This window comes from Streptomyces sp. NBC_01006 (genome assembly GCF_045162725.1).
Taxonomy (GTDB): Bacteria; Actinomycetota; Actinomycetes; order Streptomycetales; family Streptomycetaceae; genus Streptomyces.
The window spans coordinates 391,039-411,339 of record NZ_CP108701.1; the positions used below are offsets into that span (position 1 = coordinate 391,039).

Annotated in this window: 21 protein-coding genes; 13 read left to right on the forward strand and 8 right to left on the reverse strand. The window is 68.8% G+C overall.

Features of this window, described 5'->3' with window-relative positions; all coding sequences use genetic code 11:
- Positions 1-577 precede the first annotated feature (577 nt).
- The 11 genes from OG509_RS41395 (at position 578) to OG509_RS41445 (ending at position 9,979) form a co-directional block, all read left to right on the forward strand.
- Positions 578-2,209 carry an MFS transporter gene (locus OG509_RS41395; RefSeq protein ID WP_331742343.1) on the forward strand — a complete coding sequence of 544 codons (1,632 nt, stop codon included), beginning with the start codon at positions 578-580 and terminating at the stop codon, positions 2,207-2,209.
- Positions 2,210-2,401: 192 nt separating this feature from the next.
- Entirely contained in the window at positions 2,402-2,935 is a 534-nt protein-coding gene (locus OG509_RS41400; RefSeq protein ID WP_331742346.1) for an NUDIX hydrolase, read from the forward strand.
- A 148-nt stretch (positions 2,936-3,083) separates the two neighbouring features.
- Positions 3,084-3,248 (forward strand): hypothetical protein, encoded by a 165-nt coding sequence (locus OG509_RS41405; protein WP_331742349.1) that lies wholly within the window; start codon positions 3,084-3,086, stop codon positions 3,246-3,248.
- Between the two features lie 87 nt (positions 3,249-3,335).
- A complete protein-coding gene (locus OG509_RS41410; RefSeq protein WP_331742352.1) occupies positions 3,336-4,202 on the forward strand; it encodes a GNAT family N-acetyltransferase in 867 nt (288 codons plus the stop codon).
- Between the two features lie 521 nt (positions 4,203-4,723).
- Positions 4,724-5,905: a helix-turn-helix transcriptional regulator gene (locus tag OG509_RS41415; protein ID WP_331742355.1), complete on the forward strand. Its 1,182-nt coding sequence runs from the start codon at positions 4,724-4,726 to the stop codon at positions 5,903-5,905.
- A 167-nt stretch (positions 5,906-6,072) separates the two neighbouring features.
- Complete coding sequence (locus OG509_RS41420) at positions 6,073-6,312, forward strand: hypothetical protein (protein WP_331742358.1); 240 nt, start codon at positions 6,073-6,075, stop codon at positions 6,310-6,312.
- Positions 6,309-6,527, forward strand: a complete 219-nt coding sequence (locus OG509_RS41425) for a hypothetical protein (protein ID WP_331742361.1) — start codon at positions 6,309-6,311, stop codon at positions 6,525-6,527. Before OG509_RS41420 ends, OG509_RS41425 begins: the two co-directional genes overlap by 4 nt.
- On the forward strand, positions 6,524-6,652 hold the full coding sequence (locus OG509_RS41430) for a hypothetical protein (RefSeq protein ID WP_331742364.1): 129 nt from the start codon (positions 6,524-6,526) through the stop codon (positions 6,650-6,652). The genes OG509_RS41425 and OG509_RS41430 overlap by 4 nt, the downstream gene beginning before the upstream one ends.
- 339 nt (positions 6,653-6,991) lie before the next feature.
- Positions 6,992-7,918, forward strand: coding sequence for a hypothetical protein (locus OG509_RS41435; RefSeq protein ID WP_331742367.1), 927 nt, complete (start codon positions 6,992-6,994; stop codon positions 7,916-7,918).
- Between the two features lie 40 nt (positions 7,919-7,958).
- The gene (locus OG509_RS41440; protein ID WP_331742372.1) at positions 7,959-9,215 is read left to right on the forward strand and encodes a tetratricopeptide repeat protein; all 1,257 of its coding nucleotides are present in this window, start codon (positions 7,959-7,961) and stop codon (positions 9,213-9,215) included.
- A gap of 164 nt (positions 9,216-9,379) precedes the next feature.
- On the forward strand, positions 9,380-9,979 hold the full coding sequence (locus OG509_RS41445; protein WP_331742768.1) for a Shedu anti-phage system protein SduA domain-containing protein: 600 nt from the start codon (positions 9,380-9,382) through the stop codon (positions 9,977-9,979).
- Positions 9,980-10,093: 114 nt separating this feature from the next.
- Here OG509_RS41445 and OG509_RS41450 read toward each other — a convergent pair whose 3' ends face one another.
- The 8 genes from OG509_RS41450 to OG509_RS41485 form a co-directional block, all read right to left on the reverse strand.
- Complete coding sequence (locus tag OG509_RS41450) at positions 10,094-10,657, reverse strand: hypothetical protein (RefSeq protein WP_331742375.1); 564 nt, start codon at positions 10,655-10,657, stop codon at positions 10,094-10,096.
- Between the two features lie 468 nt (positions 10,658-11,125).
- Entirely contained in the window at positions 11,126-11,872 is a 747-nt protein-coding gene (locus OG509_RS41455) for a TetR/AcrR family transcriptional regulator (RefSeq protein WP_331742378.1), read from the reverse strand.
- Positions 11,873-12,041: 169 nt separating this feature from the next.
- Positions 12,042-12,803: an alpha/beta fold hydrolase gene (locus tag OG509_RS41460; protein ID WP_331742381.1), complete on the reverse strand. Its 762-nt coding sequence runs from the start codon at positions 12,801-12,803 to the stop codon at positions 12,042-12,044.
- Positions 12,800-14,167 (reverse strand): methylaspartate mutase, encoded by a 1,368-nt coding sequence (locus tag OG509_RS41465; RefSeq protein ID WP_331742386.1) that lies wholly within the window; start codon positions 14,165-14,167, stop codon positions 12,800-12,802. The genes OG509_RS41460 and OG509_RS41465 overlap by 4 nt, the downstream gene beginning before the upstream one ends.
- Positions 14,164-14,670 carry a cobalamin-dependent protein gene (locus OG509_RS41470; protein ID WP_331742390.1) on the reverse strand — a complete coding sequence of 169 codons (507 nt, stop codon included), beginning with the start codon at positions 14,668-14,670 and terminating at the stop codon, positions 14,164-14,166. The genes OG509_RS41465 and OG509_RS41470 overlap by 4 nt, the downstream gene beginning before the upstream one ends.
- Complete coding sequence (locus tag OG509_RS41475) at positions 14,660-15,895, reverse strand: type III PLP-dependent enzyme (RefSeq protein ID WP_331742770.1); 1,236 nt, start codon at positions 15,893-15,895, stop codon at positions 14,660-14,662. The genes OG509_RS41470 and OG509_RS41475 overlap by 11 nt, the downstream gene beginning before the upstream one ends.
- A gap of 11 nt (positions 15,896-15,906) precedes the next feature.
- Positions 15,907-17,421 carry an AMP-binding protein gene (locus OG509_RS41480; protein ID WP_406187936.1) on the reverse strand — a complete coding sequence of 505 codons (1,515 nt, stop codon included), beginning with the start codon at positions 17,419-17,421 and terminating at the stop codon, positions 15,907-15,909.
- 162 nt (positions 17,422-17,583) lie between these two features.
- On the reverse strand, positions 17,584-18,354 hold the full coding sequence (locus OG509_RS41485; protein ID WP_331742392.1) for an alpha/beta fold hydrolase: 771 nt from the start codon (positions 18,352-18,354) through the stop codon (positions 17,584-17,586).
- Positions 18,355-18,770: 416 nt separating this feature from the next.
- Between OG509_RS41485 and OG509_RS41490 the strand changes: the two genes are divergently transcribed.
- Positions 18,771-20,009 carry a cytochrome P450 gene (locus tag OG509_RS41490; protein WP_331742396.1) on the forward strand — a complete coding sequence of 413 codons (1,239 nt, stop codon included), beginning with the start codon at positions 18,771-18,773 and terminating at the stop codon, positions 20,007-20,009.
- Between the two features lie 14 nt (positions 20,010-20,023).
- A complete protein-coding gene (locus tag OG509_RS41495) occupies positions 20,024-20,239 on the forward strand; it encodes a ferredoxin (protein WP_331742399.1) in 216 nt (71 codons plus the stop codon).
- The last annotated feature ends 62 nt before the right edge of the window (positions 20,240-20,301 follow it).

Sequence of the window (20,301 nt, forward strand, 5' to 3'; positions counted from 1 at the left end):
GAGATCTCTCGAAAATTACTTCGGTGAAGGGCGGTCCGCCCACCCCTGAGCACGGCCGCGGGCCCCCTAGGATCACAGCCGTCCCACCCCTCCCCGGCGGGGACCGGCCCTCCGGGGCGCCGCGCCGCCGGCCGGACCCCTTGGCGCGGGCAACGACATACCAGGGGTCGGGTTAGGGGTGGATAGGGGTGGCTCCGGGGCAAATCGCTCCGTTAGCGTTCAGTACGGAAACTCTGACGACAGTCAGGCGAATCGTCCACCCGGAAATACGCTCGCTATCAGGGATACAGAATGCCTCACAAAGGCCCGGCGTTAGCCTCCGTACCGACGATCCGCTTTCCGCACGGCAAATCGAGCCGTATCTCAACACATATCAATTCCTACGAGCGCCTGGGGTACCGCACCCCACGGCGCTCATGCTGTCTTCCGCCGCTCCACGCAGGACCCGTTCCCGCCCCCACCGTTCGCGGCGCAACTCCCCACCGACCCCTCCACCCCCCAACGAGTACGTGACACGCGTGTGCGTACCTGATACGCTCTGCGTGCCGCGTACGCCGAGAGGATATGGACGATTGCCATGACGGAACTGAAGCCCAAGGCAGGAACGAAGGAGTGGATCGGCCTAGGAGTGATCGTCCTGGTCACCCTGCTGGTCTCTGTCGATGTATCCGTGCTGGGATTCGCGATCGCGCCGCTGAGCGAGGACATCTCGCCCACGGCCTCGCAGCTGCTGTGGATCATGGACATCTACAGCTTCGTCCTGGCCGGCACCCTGGTCACCGTCGGCTGGCTGGGCGACCGCATCGGCCGCCGCAAGCTGCTGCTGATCGGTGCCGCCCTGTTCGGCGTGGCCTCCGCCCTCGCCGCTTTCTCCACCAGCCCTGAGATGCTCATCGCCTCGCGGGCGCTGCTCGGCCTCGCCGCGTCGACCCTGACGCCGACGTCGCTGGCGCTGATCCGCAACATGTTCCACGACTCCAAGGAGCGCAAGACGGCCATCGCGGCCTGGGGTGGCACGCTCACCTCGGGTGCCGCCATCGGCCCGATCGTCGGCGGCCTCCTGCTGAACAACTTCTGGTGGGGCTCGGTCTTCCTGATCAACACCCCGGTGATGATCCTGGTCCTGCTCTCGGCCCCGTTCCTGCTGCCCGAGTACCGCGACCCGAACCGCGGCAAGCTCGACCTGCTGAGCACCGTGCTCTCCCTGGCCGGCGTCATGGCGCTGATCTACGGGTTCAAGGAGCTCGTCATCGAGGGCTACAGCCAGAGCGCGGCCGTCTGGGCCGCGGTCGGCGCCCTCCTGGTCGTCGCCTTCGTGATCCGCCAGAAGACCACCGCCAATCCGATGATCAACATCTCGCTGTTCCGCAGCGGCGGCTTCAGCGGCGCGGTCATCGTCAACCTGATGGTGGCGTTCGCCCTCATGGGCAGCAGCGTCCTGACCAACCAGTACCTCCAGCTGGTGCTCGGCTACTCCCCGCTCACGGCCTCGCTGTGGTCGCTGGCCCCGATGCCCGCCATCGGTGTCGCGGTCGCCCTGTCGGCCTCGCTCGGCCGCAAGGTCCGCCCGGCCGTCCTCATCGGCTCCGCCCTGGTCATCATGGCCGCCGGCTTCGGCGTCCTGACCATGGTCGAGGTCGACTCCAACATCGCGGTCGTCCTCGTCGGCGTCGGCCTGCTGGCCGGCGGCATGGTGGCGTCGAAGACGCTGGCCGCCGAAATCGTGGTCACCTCGGCCCCGCCGGAGCAGGCCGGTTCCTCGGTGGCGACCTCCGAGACCTTCACCGAGTTCGGCATCGCCTTCGGCTTCGCCTCGCTCGGCTCCATCGGCTCCGCCGTCTACCGCGACGACATGGCCAAGATCAGCCCCGAGGGCGTCAGCGGCTCGGCGCTCGACTCGCTGCGCAGCACCATCGGCGGTGCGGCCGACGTGGCCGCCCACCAGTCGCAGCAGATCGGCGCCCAGGTGATCGACGCGAGCCGGGAGGCCTTCACGCACGGCCTCCAGGTGGCCTCGCTCGTCGGTGCGGGCCTGATGCTCCTCACCGCCCTGATCGCCGCCCTCCTGCTCCGCAAGACCCCGATCGAGGCGGCGCTGCCCGGCTCGCTCGAGGCCGCGCAGTCGCAGGAGCCCCAGCACATCCCGACCACCGCAGGTGCGGCTTCCACCCCCGCCGCCGCACCGCACTCTTCGGTCGCCTATCACTGATCCGCCGACAGGCACCGAAGAGCCCGAAAGACGTCCGCCCCGACCACCTCCCGGTGGCCGGGGCGGACGTCTTTGCGCCCCCGCTCGGCGACCAACACTCCCATTTCGTCACCCTGACGCGATTTTCCGAACTGAGGCACTACCCCGTAACGGCTCTGCGATGCTGGAGGCCGATCGAGAGGGGCCGCAGCGATGCAGTGGAAGATCCACGGGGAACGTCCGATCTACGAGAACAAGTGGGTGAACCTGTGGCTCACCGACGTCGAGACGCCGGACGGGAACCGCTGGGAACACCACGTCGTCAAGCTCCGCCACCTGGCCGTGGCCGCCGTGCTCAACGACCGCCAAGAGGTCCTGATGATGTGGCGCCACCGCTTCATCACGGACGCGTGGGCCTGGGAGCTACCGATGGGCCTGGTGGAAGCGGACGAGACCCCCGGCGAGGCTGCCGCCCGTGAAGTCCTCGAAGAGACCGGCTGGCGTCCCGGCCCGATGAAGCCGCTGATCTACGCCGAACCGGCGAACGGCATCACGGACTCCCAGCACCACCTGTTCCGCGCGGACAGTGCAACGTACGACGGTCCGCCGACCGAGAAGAACGAGTCGGACCGGGTCGAGTGGATCCCGCTGGCGAACATCCGGGGCATGATCGACCGCCGCGAGATCGTCAGCAGCGGCTCCCTGGTCGGCCTCCTCTACGTCCTGATGGACGAAGCGGTTCGCTGAACGGTGACTTGCTCACCGTGCTGCCGGGCTGCTGGCATTGGAAGGAGATCCATCGCTCGGCCCACGAGCCGTCGGGGAGATCCTGCGGGAGGCGGCAGGCTGCGCCGCTGCACAGCTACTGCCAACACGGCGACGAGGAGAACGCATCATGACCCCGCCCGTACTGGTGGACCTTCTGCCGGGCCCGCCGCCCTCGGCGCGCCGCGCTGCGCCGCCCGTAGCCGCCCTCGCGGTGACCGCCGTCCTGGACCTGGACGACATCGTGGAGAGCGCAGAATGCTCCTGCGACGCCGGCGACGACAACCCCCACTGACCGACGGATCCAGTCGGTTCCGCTCAGGCCCTGGCGTATTCGCGTCGGGGCCTGAGCCCTTACCGGCCGACCGCTAGGGTGCCGCTCATGCTCTTCCGTTGGGACTGGCTCCAGCCTGTATTGACCGCGCCGATCGTGCCGACGCTCGGTCCCGTCCACCCCGACGTCCTGACCGTCGACATCTTCGAAGACACTTTGCGAGTGGCCGCCAGCGGGGACTTCCTCCCCTACGACAAGGACCGACGCTGGGGCGGGGAAAAGGACGAGACGGTCCTCCGCGACGATGTGGTGCACCAGCCGGATCACACCCTCATCCCCACCCTGAACCGGCGCGGACGCGGCACCGTCAAAGTGTTCGCCTATGGGCACTGCGGCAGTGTCGTGGACGAGGCAGGAGAGCTGGCCGCCAAACTCGCCGCCGTGCACGACGCGGTCAACGGCCGAGTCGTGCGCCCGCTCGGCCCCAAGACCGATTCCCCGCGCGGCACCCGCATCCAACTCCAGGACTTCACCACTCGCGCCTGCCCCGAGCCCGGCGGCCCGGTCCGCCCCGTGACGGTCTGGCCGACCGCCGTGCAGGAGACCTTCGCACCCTTCGCCACGGCCATGGCCGCTGACGGCCTGGCCTTCCTCCACGCCCAGATGCAGGCCGGCCGATGCGGCCCGATCCTCACCGCCGCGGTCGACGCCCGGATCTTGGGCGCGATCGGCCCCATGGAAGTACGTTACGACGCGATCGGACAGCCCCAGTTGCTGCCCCAGTACTTCGCCGTACTACCCGAGGCGCGAGGTCGGGGGCTGGGCCGGGCCCTGTGGCGGGCCGCGATGCACTGGGGCCAGTCCCACGGCGCTGCCTACCAAATCCTCCAGACCGAGGTCGGAGGCCCATCCGACAGCCTGTGCCAAGCCGAAGGACTGGCCTCCCTTGGCTTCAGCCACACCACACCGGCGTAGTGGGGGCCGTGGTCAAGACGGTCCGCTGCGTACGGACGGGCAAGGAAACGCGCCGGAGCGTCGGCACAATGGGTAGCCCGCTTTCGGCCACGACGGTTTTCAGGAGGGTGCTGCCGAACGCTGCCACCTCATGGCTGACCTGCGCGTTCTATGGCCCCTCGGCCCCTCACCATTGCCACTGGTCCACACCTGGTCCACTGGCGATGGGCTGCGCAGTTTCAGACTTCGGGTCGCGTGGCAGGAAGGGCCGCCGGCACGTAGCAGCTTCCGCGGAACATGACAGAGCCCCGCTGCTTTTGGTTTCGGGCGGTACGTAGCCCTGCGAGTGAAGACTATCCGAGGGGCTGTACGACTCAGCCCCGCTACCTGAGACAGGGGCTGCGGGGCGGAAAGGCTCACACCTTCCTGGCGGCACCCTTGGGTCAGACAACCTCAACCGGCAGTCCGTTCGCGCGGGCCTGGGGAGTAAATCCCAGCCGCTCCCGGTCAGCGGTACCGTCCCAGTAGACGAAGGGGACGCTATGAAGTGGAACGAGCACACCACCGGCCAGCGGATCAAGCTGCTTCGCGGATCAGTCACTCAGGAAGAACTAGCCGAGACCGCTGGCCTGTCCATCGCCACCATCCGCAAAGCCGAGCAGGACCGGGGACAGATCTCCCTGCCCACCCTCCTCCGGCTCGCTCACGCCCTGGGCGCGGACGTCTCCGTGATCGTGGGTCAGCAGGCTCCCCGGAGGGCGATGCTCGCAGACGACCGGACCACCCTGCGCGAACTGTCACGCACCGTCCATGACACCGCAGCAGGGATCGGAACCGACAGGGAACCCGTCGACTTCGCCGCCGATCTCACAGCGGGATGGGACGCCTACCGCGCCGGCCGGATCGGCGTCGCCGGACGGTTCGCCGCATCCTGCGTCCGAGACGCAGCAACGGCCCTCGCAGACGCCGCGCCGGATCGCCGGATGACCGCGCGGGGAGTCCTCGCCGACGCGTACCGTCTCTCCGCCTACGTCGCCAACCAGCAAGGAGCCCGTGATCTCGCGTACGCCGCCATCGGCCACGCCGCCGACCAGGCCCGCCAGGCCGGGGATCCTGTACGGGAAGCCTCCGTCGCCTCCGGGCGCTCGTGGGTCTATCTGCGGGACGCCCGGCTCGATGACGCCGAACACACCGCGGCCATCTCCTACACCAGCATCGAGCCCACTTATGGCGACCGTGACCCTGTACACCTCGCCACCTACGGATGGCACGTGACCTTCGCGGCCGTCGTCGCGGCCCGCCAGGGAGACAACACCACCGCCGAGGATCTGCTGTCCCAGGGGTCCGCCGTCGCCGCCAGGCTGGGCCGTGACGTCATGGTCAACGGCACCGCGTTCGGCCCCGCCGCCGTCACCGCGCAGGCCATTGGGATCGCTGTGTCCACCGGCAAGGCCGGAAAGGCCCTGGACCTCGCCGAGGCGGTACACGACTGGTCCGCACTGCACCAGGCCGCACAGAACCGGCTCCAGCTCGACATCGCCCTCGCCCAGTGCACGACCGGGCAGTACGACACGTGCCTGGACACGCTGCTGACGGTGTGCAAAGACCACCCGGAATGGGTACGCCACCAGACCCTCCCCGGCGTCATCGCCCAACGGGCCGGGTACGCCACCACCTCTCGGTCCCGGAAGATCGCAAAGATCATCGGCGCCACCCTCGCGTAAGTGCTACCGGGCGTAGCAGTCGGACCCTGTGCGGATCCAGGTAGTGCTACGCCCCCGCTCTTCACTCACTGCAACGATGCTCTCACTCTGTAGAGGCCCCGCAGGCAGTCCGTCTCCGTTGTCCCCCTTCTGGGGCTGGCTGCCGCCCCTCCTCGAAGGAGCGCGCCATGACCGAGCCTCTCCCTCACCGAACGCCCCTTGTCCGGCAGCTCGAAGACCAGCCCAAGCCGCGCATTCCCTGGGACGCCTTCGCCGCCCCGGCCGACGTCACTGAGGCGTACGGCCAGCCGTCCCCGGCCCTGATGGCGCGAGCGACACACGGCTGGCGCAGGCTCGGTGCCGTCCACGCCCGCATCGACCTTGCGGACGACCAGCACGACCGGGCTGGCATGGACGGTACGGAGTGAGCGAGCGCAAGGACGTCCCGTCCTGGCTGCACGAGGGTGCCCGAGTCCTGGACCCGGCCAAGGAGGCAGAGGGGATCGTCCAGTTCATCGGCGAGTGGGAGGACCCCCAAACCCGTCGCGTCCTCCCCGAAGCGATCTTCCTGCGCCCCGAAGGGGGCGGCGTCGAATGGATCGTCCCCAGCCACCAGGCACTCCGCCAGGCAGACGCCCGATGACCGACCGGAGCCACTTACCGCGGGACCCGTGGGGGTGGCGCCAGCAGCTCGCCACCGCGCTCTACGTGCTCGCCGTCAGCGCCCTGGTCTTCGCGCTCGCCGGGGCGGGCCACTCCAGCCACTGACTCACAGACTCCTCGCCCGGCCAGATCTCGCAGGCTTCGGCACGGGCGGGGGAACTACGCCCTCCCGCCGGGAGGGTCGCACCACTCGCCCATCGTGAGAGGAGCACCACCATGACCAGCACTCCCCAGATCGACAACCTGACGCGACGTCTGGACCACTCGGTCCCGGACGGCGACTTCGTGCCGCAGGGAACCGAGATCTGATCTCGGGTCCTGAACTGATGCCGCCTGGTTGACGGCATGGCGGGCCGGCTCGGGTTTTCATCCTGGGCCGGCCCGCCGCTAACCGCGCCACTGCTTGATCCGACATCCGCACATCTCAGCCAAGAGGAGTCCACATTGCAGACCACCATCTCCACCCGTGTAGAGTCCGGCTCCTTCTTCGACCTGGACCGGAAGGAACAGGCGCTGATCCGTCTGCGCGAAGAGGGCGCCGAGTGGGCTCTGCCGTTCGCCCTGATGGAACACCTCATGAAGTCCGGCACCCCCTACGCCGAGCACGCCCGCGCCCTGAGCAGCGACCGCGTGCACGTGTCCGGAGCCACCTTCGACTGGTTCGACGCCGAGCTGCCCGAACAGATCGCCCGCGAGATCAGCCTGGTGGACTACGAGATCATCGAACACACCGACGGGCGCCGTGCCGCGCTGACCCAGGCGTTGGAGCGACTGGCCGCGGCTCACCCCGATGGCTTCGCCCGCGTACGCGAGTTTGTCCGGGGGCTTCTGTGGGTGGGCCTCAAGCCCGGTGTCCGCGCCTCATCTCTGACCAGTTCCAGCGATCCGGCGCTGCCCTACGTCATCGCGTTCTCCGAGAAGGCGCGGCACCACATCCCGCCGAACACCGTCAGTTCGGAACCGTCCCACCTCTTCCTGGCGGAGAACCTCCTGCACGAGGCGGTCCACCAGTCGGTCAGCTTCCACGTCCTCCAGCACCAGGTCTTCGCCGACGGGTACTCCTCGAAGACCTCCCCCAAGATCGAGATCGCGTGGCGCGCTACCCAGGGGGTGGCCCGCAACCAGTTCTGGGAGGTGGACCGGGCCTTCCACGCGACCTGCGTATACAACTACCTGCTGCGTTTTCGTCGGATCGAACTCGACCGCGATGACCTGACCACCAACGAGCGTGCGAGCTTCCAAGCCGCCTACGACGAGGGCATGCCAGCCGTCCGCTACCTCATGGAGCAGCTCGAACTCCTGGATGAGCACTTCACCGTGCATGGTAGGGAACTGCTGGCCAACCTGCGTTCCCAAACCGACCAGCTCTAGCACCGGCGACCGGAGCGGGAACCGAACAAGGGAGAGATGAGTGCTCCAGCACCTCATCACACAGGGTGAAGACCTGCGCATGGTCCCCACCGACCACGACCAGTTGACCACCGCCGTAGAGAAGATCCGCGAGGAACTGCAGGCGCTCCCCGAAGGTGCGGACATCGATAGGGCCCGCGTCCTGGCCCGGTGGACCGGCATCGGCCTGCTGAGCCTGGGCCACCACGACGACGCACGCGTGTTCCTGCGGCAGGCGCTCGACCTGGCAGAAGCCAATGGCAACTCTCGGGCTGTCATCGCCACCCAGCTCAACCTCGGCGACGCGTACCGCTACGGCGGTGAGGCGGAGAACGCTGACGTGTTCTACCGCAGGGCCTTGGACGGCGCCCGAGGCCAGCACCCGGAACTCGTGGACTTCGCCCTTCAGCACCTCGGCAAGTACCTCATGGAACAGGGCAGCCTCATGCCGGCCCGCGCCCACCTTCAGGAAGCCCTGAGGCTGCGGACCGCCAAGGGCGACGCCGGGCTGATCGAATCCACCCAGGCCGCAGTCGACCGCGTCGAACTGCTGATCAGCCACGCAAGCGCTGATACGCCCGCATCAGAGGATGGTGCCGCAGAAGCGGCACAGTGGAGCAGGCGATGGACCTCATGGCTCCAATCCCGCACCACAGTTTGGACGTCGGCCCGGTGGGAGGAAGGGTTTCCAGCTCTACGGGACGCCGTACGCGATCTCACCGCGCACGAGCGGGTGCACCCCCACCACCTGCGTGATCAGTCGTTCCCCGTCGAGTTGCTCGTCGGCATGGCGGAGGAGGCCGAGAAGGCCCTGGCCACTGACGGATACCTGCACAACGGCAAGTGGAACGCGGCCGTCGGCGAGGCGGCGAACCGATTCGCGGGACAAGTCGATCTCGCCGCTGTCGTGGCGCGGTCTACCGGCCTGGAGGTCGATCAGCCTCACAACGGCGTCTACATCGCCTACCTGGAGGAGGGGCAGTTCCTTGACTTCCACCTTGACGAATTCGGCTTCGGGGAGGCCAACCTGATCCTGTGCCTCAAGCACGATCGCCTCACCGCAGCCGCCGCGGTGAGCTGCACCGTCTTCATCAACGCCGACGGCTACCGCGAATGCGATCTCGCACCAGGAGACTGTGTCGTGTTCGATGGAGCGCTCACGCCACACGGCCGGACGCCCCTCGGCGTCGGAGAGCGCGTCATCCTCGCCAGCTTCGGCTTCCGCGCACGCGATCAGGCTCCGCGTACCGTCAACCAACTTCCACCGGTCCCCCGCTGAGGACCTCAACACTCCCGCCGGCCGCATCGGCGAACTGGCCGCGCTCGCGAAAATGCTCCAAGCCGTGGCACACGGCTCCTACCCGAAGCTCGCACCACTCCTCCTGGACCGCGCCGAAGAGCTGACCGGTATCCGCCCGCCGTTCACAGCCCCGTCGGAGGTCACTGCCTGACGCCCGCACCACCTCGCCCTCAAAGCGCTGGTTTAAACAGAACGGTCGACCAACCAGCGAGTTCACCGAGGCTCGGGACCAACTCAACGACTGGTGCTCTTGGTTCGCGCGTGAAGGGAACCAAGCACTATTTCGCGAGAAGTTCCTTTTCCTCGGGGATCGCTACCTCGACCGACCGCTGGAGCCACAGTACGTGTTGATCTACGGGCGCGAGTCAGAGTTCAAGGTGGGCGGAGGTCATGGGAACCCAAACGCCTTGAGATACAAACGGGATCAACAGCGAGGCGGCAACGAAACGTTCATGACGTTCGACGCCCTGCGCCCCCGCTACGACCATTCCAGGTCGATGACCTTGACCATGACGTCGCAGGGGCCTGAACTTTTTGCCTTCTCACCTGTCTACGGGACGAGCGCTTTCGTCGGCGCGGGGGCCTTGCTACTAGGAGACCCTGACGGCGCTCTGGCACGGTCCGCCATGATGAGCGAAGCGCGGCGCACATACCTTTCAAAGCGCTGGCGCTACTGGCAGGATCACACGAGAAAATCGACCGATCCAAACGAGCGCTATGTACGCAGCATAGGTGTCGAATAAAGGAACGCAGAATCGCCGCCCTCTTTAAACAAAGAGACGTTCTACACTGAAAGTCGCCTACCATCCCTCACGGACGGTAGGCGACTTTCGTTTCCCAAAAGGTGTCAATCACCCTCAGACAAGGACGCCAGCCGGATATTTATCCATCGATCGCGCTTCACGATTCCAAACCCACACGTCACTCTCGCGCCACATCTCCGGAAGTTCCGTCACGGGGATAGCAGCGGGATCGTTGGGGTACGCCTGTTCACCGGTGTACCCGTTTCGGTATCCCGTCGCGATGGGCCCAAGACCAGCATCAACGAACCGCTTGTACACGTCATCCGTTACATAGGCGACGGCTCCACCGTCGTGGCTGAGTACACCAACCCGGGTGACAACTACGCCCCAGGGGCCGAACCCTCGATCGGCGATTAGATGGGCAAGATGATCTTGCGGGCTCTCAGAGAAACAGACGCACGTCTGCTGCGCGCCAAACGAGGGATACCCATAGAGCCGGCCTGAGCCGAGGATGGAGTCCAGCCGCTCCTGGGCCGTCATCTGACGGAACTTCTCAGGCACCTTAGGCGTGAAGCTTGCGTTCTCACCGCGGCTGGTGAAGTGGACCAGCGTGTCGCTCTGCGCCGGGCCAGCGCCCTGAAGCACAAACCGCTTGTCATCCTTCTTGGCTCCGCCCACTCCACGCTCCCCCGCTGATGCTTGCTCGTTGAGCCTTCATACCGGGTCGGCGCGTAAATCACGAGGTCTTTCTGCTGCCTGACCGCTTTGTCGCAGGCTGCTTGATTGGTCCACGCCTGGTCCACACACCATGATCCAAAGCGGTACACGGGCGGGCTAGGGTGAGACAGGACCACATGACGAAGGGGTGCCCCTGGTCGGGACACCCCTTCTGATCAGCGCGTTGTCTGACCTGGTGCGGTGGGTGTGGGATTTGAACCCACGGTGACATCGCTGCCACGACGGTTTTCAAGACCGTTCTCCCAGGCCGCTCAACCTCGCACCCTCATGTGAGGACCGTGGTCCACACACGTCCGCTGGCCCCGCTTCCCTCGTTCGCCACCCGCTGGAACCACTCGGGCGTCACGACCCCATGCAGGACGGCGGGGCCTCGGTGAACGCCCTCCGCCGGCGGCGGCAGCCGTGGGGTCAGGCCAGGGGGTTTTCGCCGGTGTTTTTGCGGATCAGGACCTCGATGCCGTCCAGCACTCGTTCCAGGCCGAAGGTGAAGTCGTCGTCCGTCTCCTGGAAGGTGCCGGCCTCGATCAGTTCGCGGACCGCGGGGAAGGTCTCCGCGTCGACGAACTTGTCCATGGCCCGGCCGTAGTTGGCCATGAGCTCCTCCTCGCTCTGGTCCTGGCTGGTCAGCGGCATGGACACCTGAGCGTTGTTGCGTACGTAGCCGACCATCAGCAGCATCACCGAGAGCTTCTCGTTCGGCGAGAGCCCGGTGCGGCCGAGGGTGCGCAGCCCGCATTCGAGCCAGCTCATCTGGCCCGGCTCCAGCGGCGGCCCGCTGACCGGGACCTGCAGCATCCACGGGTGGCGCCGGAAGATCTCCAGGAACGCGCGGGCCCACAGCTCCAGGCCGCCGCGCCAGTCCTTGTCGCTGCCTTCGAGCAGCGGCGGCTTGCCGTACGCCATGTCGACCATGAGCGAGTGGAGTTCGTCCTTGCTCGACACGTGCCGGTACAGGGACATCGTCGCGAAGTCGAGCCGCTCGGCCACCCGAGCCATCGACAGGGAACCCAGCCCGAACTGGTCCGCGTACTCGATCGCCGCCGTGACGATGCGTGCCGCGCTCAGGCCAGCGCGTGCTCCGCGCTGTTCCCGGCTGCGCAGCTCCCACAGCACGTCGATGCTGCCCGGCAGGCCGCTGCCCTCGTTACTGGTCATGGAGCGTCCCGCCTTCATTCGTCCTCTTCGAGAGATCCGGAGATGCAATGCGTATCACGCACGCATCCCTGACATGGTATGCGTCACCAGGCCGTTTTCCCGCACCCCCGCCGGAATGCGGGAAAGGCTCCCGCCGGTTCGGCGGGAGCCCTTCCCGGCCCGGGGCCGGTCAGCCCAGGTGCGCGGAGATCTCCCCCAGGACGGCGCCCGCCTGGGAGTTGAGGTAGAAGTGGCCGCCGGGGTACGTGCGCAGCGCGTACGGGCCGGTGGTGTGCCCCTCCCAGGCGCGTGCCTCCTCGGGCGTCACGTGCGGGTCGCTGTCGCCGGTCAGGACGAAGAGCGGGCAGGTCAGCGGCGTCCCGGGCTGGTACCGGTAGGTCTCGGCGGCCCGGTAGTCGGCGCGGATCGCCGGCAGGATCATGCGGACGATCTCCGGGTCGCCGAGTACCGCGGTGTCGGTGCCGGCGAGCCGGGTGATGTCCGCGAGCAGGCCCTCGTCGTCGCGCAGGTGTACGCGCTCGTCGCGCACGGTGGACGGGGCGCGGCGGCCGGAGGCGAACAGTCCGTGCAGCACGGTGCCCTCGGCCTCCAGGCGCCGGGCGACCTCGAAGGCGAGGGTCGCGCCCATGCTGTGCCCGAAGAAGGTGACGGGCCGGTCGCACCACGGGCGCACCTGCTCGGCGAGGGCGTCCGCGAGCTCCCCGATCGAGTCGAGGCAGGGCTCGTGGCGGCGGTCCTGGCGGCCCGGGTACTGGATCGCCAGCACGTCCGCACCCGGCGTCAGCGCCCGGGAGACCGGGAAGAAGAAGGACGCCGAGCCGCCCGCGTGGGGGAAGCAGATCAGCCGGTGCGCGGCGTCCTGGCCGCCGGGGTGGAAGCGGCGCACCCAGGCGCCGGTCTCCACGGGGGCGGAGGTGGTCTGTGTGGTCATGCGGTGTACTCCTTCGTCCGTGACCCGACCGCCGCCTGGCCGCGGATCAGCTCCGCGGTGACGGGGTCGAGCTCGCGGGGGCCTGCGTCGAACTTGCACCGGACATGGAAGAGGTCGTTCATCAGGTCGGCCGAGCCGATCTTCCGCGAGGGCCCGCGCTCCGCGATCCCGGCGATCGGGAGCTTGCCGGTGTCGGCCCAGCACAGCCGGCCGCCGGAGTCGATGTAGCTGCGCGCGCGGCCCGCGTTGTCGGGGTGCACGCAGTACGGGACGTCGAGGTAGCCGTGGCGGAACGCCTTGAGCAGGGCCCGCCCCAGGTCGTCGTCGAGGTTCAGGACGGCGTCGACCAGGGCCCGCGCCTCCTGGTAGGTCGGGGAGTCGGTGAAGGTGTCGTCGGGTCCGCGGCCGGTGCGCAGCGCGGTGTTGCTGGCGTATTCGAGGGCCTGGACGTTCTCCGCGATGGTCGGGATGCGGCGGGCCTCGGCGGCCGTCTTGACGATGAGCCGTTCCGCGCCGGTGGTGACGGCGAGTCGGGCGGCGCTGGCGAGGAGCCCGTACGCGCCGTGATCCGTCTCCGGATAGACGCCCATGTAGGCGTAGATGACGACGTGCCAGTTGTCGACGGGCAGCAGCTCGGCGCTGAGCCGGCGCAGCGCGGTGACGGCCTCCCGGTCCTGGACGGGGTCGGTCTGCTGGGCGTAGCTCATGGAGATGGAGCGCAGGCCGCGCTGGGCGAAGAACATCGCTTCGAGGAAGCTGATGGCGACGAGCTGGCTGGGCGGGCAGAGCTGGCCCATCATGCAGCCGCCGAAGGTCTCCAGGTGGGGTTCGATGCCGACGTCCTGCATGCGCACATACAGGTCGCAGCAGTCCTCCCAGTTGCGGATGGCGTCGGCGAGCGGGGTGCGCCCGTAGGGCAGGCAGTACGAGACCGGCCCGCCCTCGGTGGCGTTGAGGTTCAGCCGCATCATCGCCCGGAAGATGTCGATGGGTGTGGCGGAGCCGTGCCGGACCTGGACGGGGAATCCCGTGTCGCGTACGCCGTCCAGCACGGCGGCGGTGGTTTCGGGCGGGTGGCTGACGACCGGGTACCCGTTGAGGTCGATGCCGTCGCGCAGGGCGGTCTCGACGGCCTCCAGGTTGCCGACGCGGGTGTAGCTGTCGAGGGTGAGGGTGCCTACGGTGGCGGCGCCGGCGGCCTTGGTGGCGACGAGCCCGGTGCGCATCCGGCCGGGGTCCCCGAATCCCATGCGGGGCTGGACGACCAGGCGGCCGTTGCCGCCCTCCCTGCGGACGAACTCCCCGAAGTCGACGGGGGCCGGGCCGGCGGGCCGCCCTTCGCGGACGGCGGTGAGTTCGCTCATGCGGAGACCCGGGCGTGGTCCGCGGCATCCACGGCCCGCCGGGGCTCCGACGGCAGGGTGGCGAGGAAGGCGTGGAACGCGGCGATCGGGTCCTGGCCGTCCTCGAACACGGCGTCGAAGCCGGCGGCCATCAGCTCGTGGGTGCGGCTGGCGCCCTCGCCTCCGTCGGTGCCGAGCTTGCCGCCGATGACGATGGGCGTCGCGGCCAGCGGGGCGGCGTCCCGGAGCCGGCCGATGACCCGCATCCCGTCCTGGTAGCCGTGGCCGTTGACGCTGCTGATCACGATCATCTCGGGATTGCGGTCGCGGCATTCGGAGACGAGCAGCTCGTCGGGGACGCACGGGCCGAGGTTGACCACGTCGTACCCGCACTCCTCGATGAGCAGCTGGAGGAAAACGAGGTTCCAGGTGTGGGAGTCGGAGGCCAGGGTGGTGACGATCACGGTTCCCTTCGACCGCTCGACGAACGACTCCGTGCCTCTGGCGGACAGGTCATGCATCATCGCCCTCCACACTCCGGTAGGTGCGTACGTGTTCGATGCGGGAGACGGAGACGACCTTGCCGCCGGAGACGGCGACCTCGGTCGGGGCCGGGCGCCCGAGGAACATCAGGAGGCTCGACGTGGGCCCGTACGCACCGGCGTTGGGGATGCGTACGAGGTCGCCCTCGTCCAGCGGGGGCAGGTCGATGCCGCGGCCCAGGACGTCGCCGGGGGTGCACAGCGGGCCGACCAGGCTCGCCTTCTCGGTCTCCTCGCCCGCCTCGACCTGCACGGACACCGGCAGCAGCCGGCCGAGGCCGGACATCCCGCCGAAGGTGTTGATGCCGGCGTCGAGGATGACGAACTTCTTGCCCCGGCTGATCTTGACGTTGCTGACGCGGGCCACCAGGGTGCCGCTGTCGCCGGAGAGGTAGCGGCCGGACTCGACGGCGAGCCGCGGCGCGCCTTCGCGCCACTGCGGGAAGTGCAGGTCGAGCGAGGCCTCCAGCTCGGTGCGGAGCTTGGGGTAGCGGGCCCGCTCGCCGTGCTGCGCGTACGGGACGGAGAAGCCGCCGCCGATGTCGAGCAGGCGCAGCGGGACGCCCAGGTCGTCCTGGATCGCGGCGGCCACGCGGATGGTGTGGGTGAGTTCGCCGATGAGGGATTCCTCGTCGGCGGCGTTGCTCTGGGAGAAGAGGTGGAGTCCGGCGATCCGGGTACCGGGCACCGAGCGCAACTGTTCGGCGAGGTCCGCGACGGTCTCGCTGTCGATGCCGAACTGGGTGGGGGCGCCGGTCATCCGGATGCTGGTGGTGGCGCTGGCGGAGGCGCTGTTGATGCGCAGCAGGCAGTCGGCGACGGTGTCGTGTTCGAGGGCGGCGCCGCCGATGTGCTCCAGGTCGCTCAGGGACTCGGCGGAGAAGGTGCACACGCCGGCCGCGATGGCCTCGTACAGCTCCTCGGGGGTCTTGCCGGGCCCGGTGTAGAGGATGTCGGAGCCCGGGTAGCCGGCTTCGAGGGCGGCGGCGAGCTCACCGGTGGAGCTGATCTCGGCCTTGCAGGCGGGGCCCTCGCCGTCGCGCAGGGCCCGTACGAGGTCGACGTGCGGGTTGGCCTTGAAGGCGTAGAACACCTCGAAGCTCTCGGGCAGCCAGCCGAACAGGTCCCGGCGGGCGGCGCGGGCGCGGTCGAGGTCGTAGACGTACAGGGGTGTGCCGTACTGGCGGGCGAGCTCGGTCGGCTCCATGGACGGGAAACTCACTTTCCACTTCCTTCGAGCAGCAGGGCCAGCTCTTTGCGGGCGTTCTTGCCGTGCTGGGTGAGCGGGAACTCGCTCAGCACGCGGACGATCGCCGGGACCTTGGCGGGCTCCAGGCGCTGGGCCACGCCCCTCCGCACCTCGGCGGGGGTCAGGTCGCCCTCGACGAAGAGGGCGAGGTCGTGCTTTTCGCCGGGCGCCAGGGCCGCGGCGGCGCGCACTCCGGGGATGTCCATGGCGGCGCCCTCGATTTCGAGGGTGCTCATGCGCAGGCCCTTGCGCTTGAACATGTCGTCGCGGCGGCCCTCGAAGTAGAGGTAGCCGTCGGCGTCGAGGTGGCCGTAGTCCCCGGTGTGCAGGCTGCGCTGCCCGCTGGCGGGGTCGGTGCGGAAGGTGTCGGCGGTGATCTCGGGGCTGTTCCAGTAGCCGGGCATGACGTGCGGGCCGACGGCGACGATCTCGCCGACCTCGCCGGCGGGCAGCTCGTTGCCGTCCGCGTCGACGATCAGCACGCGGGTGCCGGGCAGCGGGAGGCCGACGGCGCCGGGGCGCATCCGGTCCTCCTCGGGCGGCATGACGGTGATGCGCTTGGCTTCGGTCTGGCCGTACTGGCGCACCACGCGGGCTCCGGGGAAGTGCTCGCGCAGTGCGTCGATGGTGGCGGGCGGCAGGGCGGCGCCGGTGTTGGTGAACATCCGGACCGGGGCCTGCGGCTCGGTGTCCCGCTTCGCCAGGCTGACGATCATGGTGGCGAAGGAGGGGACGATCGGGACCACGGTCGCGCCGGTCTCGCGCATGCGGCGCACCAGCGTGAGGTCGGAGTCCTGGTCGGCGAGGACGATCTCGCAGCGGGCGATGCAGGTCATGACGACCTTGTAGAGGCCGTAGTCCCAGGACATCGGGAATCGGCAGAAGACGATGTCGTCCGACCGGTACCCCAGTGCCTCGACCAGGCCCCGGGAGGCGAACGCCACCTGGGCGTGCGGGCAGACGACGCCCTTGGGGGCGGCGGTGCTGCCGGAGGTGTAGATGAGGGTCGCCACGTCGTCGGGGCGTACCTCGGAGGTGGTGCGGGCGCCTTGCGTGCGCAGTTCCTCGACCTCGGCCCACACGTCGGCGAGCCGGTGCACCGCGCCGACGGCCTCCTGGAGGCCCGCGCCGGTCGCGGCGTCGCCGATGGCCAGCTTGGGCCCGGCGTTCTCACTGACCTGGCGCAGGTGGTACGGCTTCATGGTGGGGTTGAGCGGTACGAACACCGCTCCGGCCCGGGAGGCTCCGTAGAACATGGCGGCCAGCTCGCGGCTGGTCGGCAGCTGGAGCACGACCGGGTCGCCGACGCCGATGCCGCGGCTGCCCAGCCAGGCCGCGAAGGCCTGGCTGTACTCGTCGAGCTCGCGGTAGGTCCAGGCACCCGCGGCGTCGCGGATGGCGGGGGCGTCCGGCGCCGCCGCGGCGGCGGCGTCCAGCAGCCCGTGGACGGTTTCCTTCTGGGACGGTCCGTGTCCGGGAGCAATTCCGGCTGTTCCGGCTGTTCCGGATTCTTCGCGTATCGAATACGAGAGGCTGGCCAACGCCCCACTCCTGCCTTGAGTTGTGGCTCGGGTCGTCCCCCCGTGAACCGGCTGGAAAATACCCGAGGGAGACAGGACATCCTTCTTTTCAGATGTCGCTTGAATTCAGACTGAGTTCGCTTGGAACGACCGGGCAATGTGGTCGGTAACGACCTTCCGGACGTCGTCGGCGTGTTCGTTCAGGAAGAAGTGGCCCCCGGTGAAGACGGTGAGGCTGAACGGCCCGGCGGTGTGTTCGCGCCAGGCCGCCGCCTCGTCCGTGCTCACGTGCGGGTCCTCGGTCCCGGTCAGTACGGCGATCGGCGTACCGAGCGGCGGGCCGGGGCGCCAGCGGTAGCTCTCGGCGGCCTTGTAGTCGCTGCGGATGGTGGGAAGGATCATGCGGACGAGCTCCGGATCGTCCAGGACGGCCGCGTCGGTGCCCTGCAGGCGCAGGATGCCGGCGACGAGTTCCTCGGCGGTCTCGGCCTGACTCGACCCCCCGCGGGCCCGGGACGGGGCCCGCATGCCGGAGACGACGAGGCCGGCCGGCGGCCGGCCCCGCTCCTCCAGACGGCGGGCGGTCTCGAAGGCGACCATGGCCCCCATGCTGTGCCCGAACAGGGTCACGGGCCGGTCCGACCAGGCCAGGACCTCCTCGGCGGCGTGTGCGGCGAGCGTCTCGATGTCCTCGATGCAGGGCTCGCTGCGGCGGTCCTGGCGCCCGGGGTACTGCACCGCGAGCACGTCCACCTCGGGGGCGAGCGCCCGGGCCATCGGGAACCAGAACGTGGCGGCGCCGCCCGCGTGCGGGAAGCAGACGAGGCGGTGTGGGGCGTCCGGCGAGGGCTCGAACCGCCGGATCCATGCACTGGTGCCCTGCAGCGTTTCCGTCATGACTCCTCGACTTCCCTTCCCGGCGACCGGGCGGTATCCCGAGACCGGGCGGTATCCCGAGGCCTCACCCCATCGAAACGGCGGGCGGGCACCGGCCGCCATTGCCGCCGCCCCCTGTGACCACCCTTCACCACCCCTAATTTCGCCGGGCCCCCGCCATTCCGACCAGGGGCGCGGCGGCTTAGGGGTTTTCAGCAGGGATGAAGAACAGCAGCCTGAATGGGGTGAACTCCGGTTGGGGGTCCCCCCGGACGGAGTGTGGGGAGGAATGCGCAGGTGTTTTCCGTCGTGCGGTGACGCAGCTGTGCGTGCGCCCTCCCACTGCCACCCGCTGAGCCCGAGCCCCGACCACGACCCACGCGATCGATCCAGGCCGTGACCGCACACCAGGTGCGGGGCGGATGAGAGAGGGACCCATGACGGAACTCACCACTGCGCCTTCGGAGACGACGGTCCGCGCGTTTCCGCTGCCGCGCACCGGCTGTCCGATGCAGCCGGCTCCGGATTACGCCGTGCTGCGCGAGACGGAGCCCGTCTCCCGCGTGAAGCTGACGTTCAACGGCCGCGAGGCCTGGCTGCTGACCCGGTACGAGGACATGCAGCAGATGCTGCGCGACCCGCGTTTCGAGTCGGACATCGCCGACCCCGGCTACCCGCTCCAGTTCGGCTTCCCCCTGGAGCTGCTGGAGCAGGGCATCGTGCAGCGCACCCTCTTCCACATGGACCCGCCGGTCCACACGCAGCACCGCATGATGCTGATGCCGGAGATGACCGCCAAGAAGGTCGAGGCCATGCGGCCCCGCACCCAGGAGATCGTCGACGAGCTCATCGACGCGATGCTCGCCCAGGGCGGCCCGGTGGACATCATCTCCGCGCTGACGATGCCGCTGCCGTCCGTCGCGATGACGGAACTGCTGGACGTGCCGCGCGACCAGACGGACCTCTTCTACCGCTGGATCACCTCGCTGGTGACCCAGGGCACCCCGGAGGAGCACGCCGCCGCCAACACCGAGGTCGAGATCCTGCTGCACCGGCTGATCGCCGAGCGCACGGAGAAGCCCGCGGACGACCTGATCAGCAGCCTGATCCTGCGCAACCAGGAGCGCGGCGGCGACCTCGGCCCCACCGACATCAGCGCCCTCGTCCGCACGATGATCGCGGGCGGCCACGAGAGCACCATGAACGGCATGACGATGGCCGTCCTGGTGCTGCTCAGCCACCCCGAGCAGGCGGCGGTCCTGCGCGAGAACCCGCAGCTCGCCGGCCAGGCGGTCGACGAGCTGATGCGCTTCTCCAGCGTCGCCGACCACGGCACCGTCCGCGTCGCGAAGGAGGACGCGGAGATCGGCGGCCGGCTGATCCGCAAGGGCGAGGGCGTCATCTGCTCGCTGACCGCGGCCAACCACGACCCGAGCGTGTTCGCGGACCCGAACACCCTCGACTTCCACCGCAAGGAGGCCGCGCAGAACATCGCGTTCGGCTACGGCCACCACCGCTGCGCGGGCCAGGTCCTGGTCCGCATGCAGATGGAGGTCGTCTTCACCACGCTGCTGCGCCGCATCCCGGGGCTCCGTCTGGCCAAGCCGGTCGAAGAGCTCCCCTTCAAGGAAAAGGCCCTCATCGACGGCCTGCACGAGCTGCCGGTCACCTGGTAACGGAGAGGACGAAGATGCTGCAGGTCATTATCGACAAGGACGTCTGCGTCGCCTGTGGGGCCTGTGTGCTCTCGGGTCCGGACGTCTTCGACCAGAACGAGGACGGCCAGGCCGTCCTCGTCGTCGACGAGCCCGGCGAGTCGCTGCGCGACCAGATCCTGGATTCCATCGAGGCCTGCCCGGTGCAGGCCCTGACCCTCGTCGAGCACGCGGTGGCCACGGCCGAGTGACCCCGCCCGTCCGCCCGGAGACACCCGTCGTCTCCGGGCGGACGGCGACTTGTCGTCGCTCC

Excerpts from the sequence above, each read along its gene's own strand:
- OG509_RS41485 (WP_331742392.1), bottom strand. The coding sequence starts at position 18,354 with ATGACGGAAACGCTGCAGGGCACCAGTGCATGGATCCGGCGGTTCGAG.
- OG509_RS41395 (WP_331742343.1), top strand. The coding sequence starts at position 578 with ATGACGGAACTGAAGCCCAAGGCAGGAACGAAGGAGTGGATCGGCCTA.
- OG509_RS41410 (WP_331742352.1), top strand. The coding sequence starts at position 3,336 with ATGCTCTTCCGTTGGGACTGGCTCCAGCCTGTATTGACCGCGCCGATC.
- OG509_RS41400 (WP_331742346.1), top strand. The coding sequence starts at position 2,402 with ATGCAGTGGAAGATCCACGGGGAACGTCCGATCTACGAGAACAAGTGG.
- OG509_RS41495 (WP_331742399.1), top strand. The coding sequence starts at position 20,024 with ATGCTGCAGGTCATTATCGACAAGGACGTCTGCGTCGCCTGTGGGGCC.
- OG509_RS41465 (WP_331742386.1), bottom strand. The coding sequence starts at position 14,167 with ATGAGCGAACTCACCGCCGTCCGCGAAGGGCGGCCCGCCGGCCCGGCC.
- OG509_RS41475 (WP_331742770.1), bottom strand. The coding sequence starts at position 15,895 with ATGGAGCCGACCGAGCTCGCCCGCCAGTACGGCACACCCCTGTACGTC.
- OG509_RS41460 (WP_331742381.1), bottom strand. The coding sequence starts at position 12,803 with ATGACCACACAGACCACCTCCGCCCCCGTGGAGACCGGCGCCTGGGTG.
- OG509_RS41420 (WP_331742358.1), top strand. The coding sequence starts at position 6,073 with ATGACCGAGCCTCTCCCTCACCGAACGCCCCTTGTCCGGCAGCTCGAA.
- OG509_RS41430 (WP_331742364.1), top strand. The coding sequence starts at position 6,524 with ATGACCGACCGGAGCCACTTACCGCGGGACCCGTGGGGGTGGCGCCAG.
- OG509_RS41405 (WP_331742349.1), top strand. The coding sequence starts at position 3,084 with ATGACCCCGCCCGTACTGGTGGACCTTCTGCCGGGCCCGCCGCCCTCG.
- OG509_RS41470 (WP_331742390.1), bottom strand. The coding sequence starts at position 14,670 with ATGATGCATGACCTGTCCGCCAGAGGCACGGAGTCGTTCGTCGAGCGG.
- OG509_RS41490 (WP_331742396.1), top strand. The coding sequence starts at position 18,771 with ATGACGGAACTCACCACTGCGCCTTCGGAGACGACGGTCCGCGCGTTT.
- OG509_RS41455 (WP_331742378.1), bottom strand. The coding sequence starts at position 11,872 with ATGACCAGTAACGAGGGCAGCGGCCTGCCGGGCAGCATCGACGTGCTG.
- OG509_RS41415 (WP_331742355.1), top strand. The coding sequence starts at position 4,724 with ATGAAGTGGAACGAGCACACCACCGGCCAGCGGATCAAGCTGCTTCGC.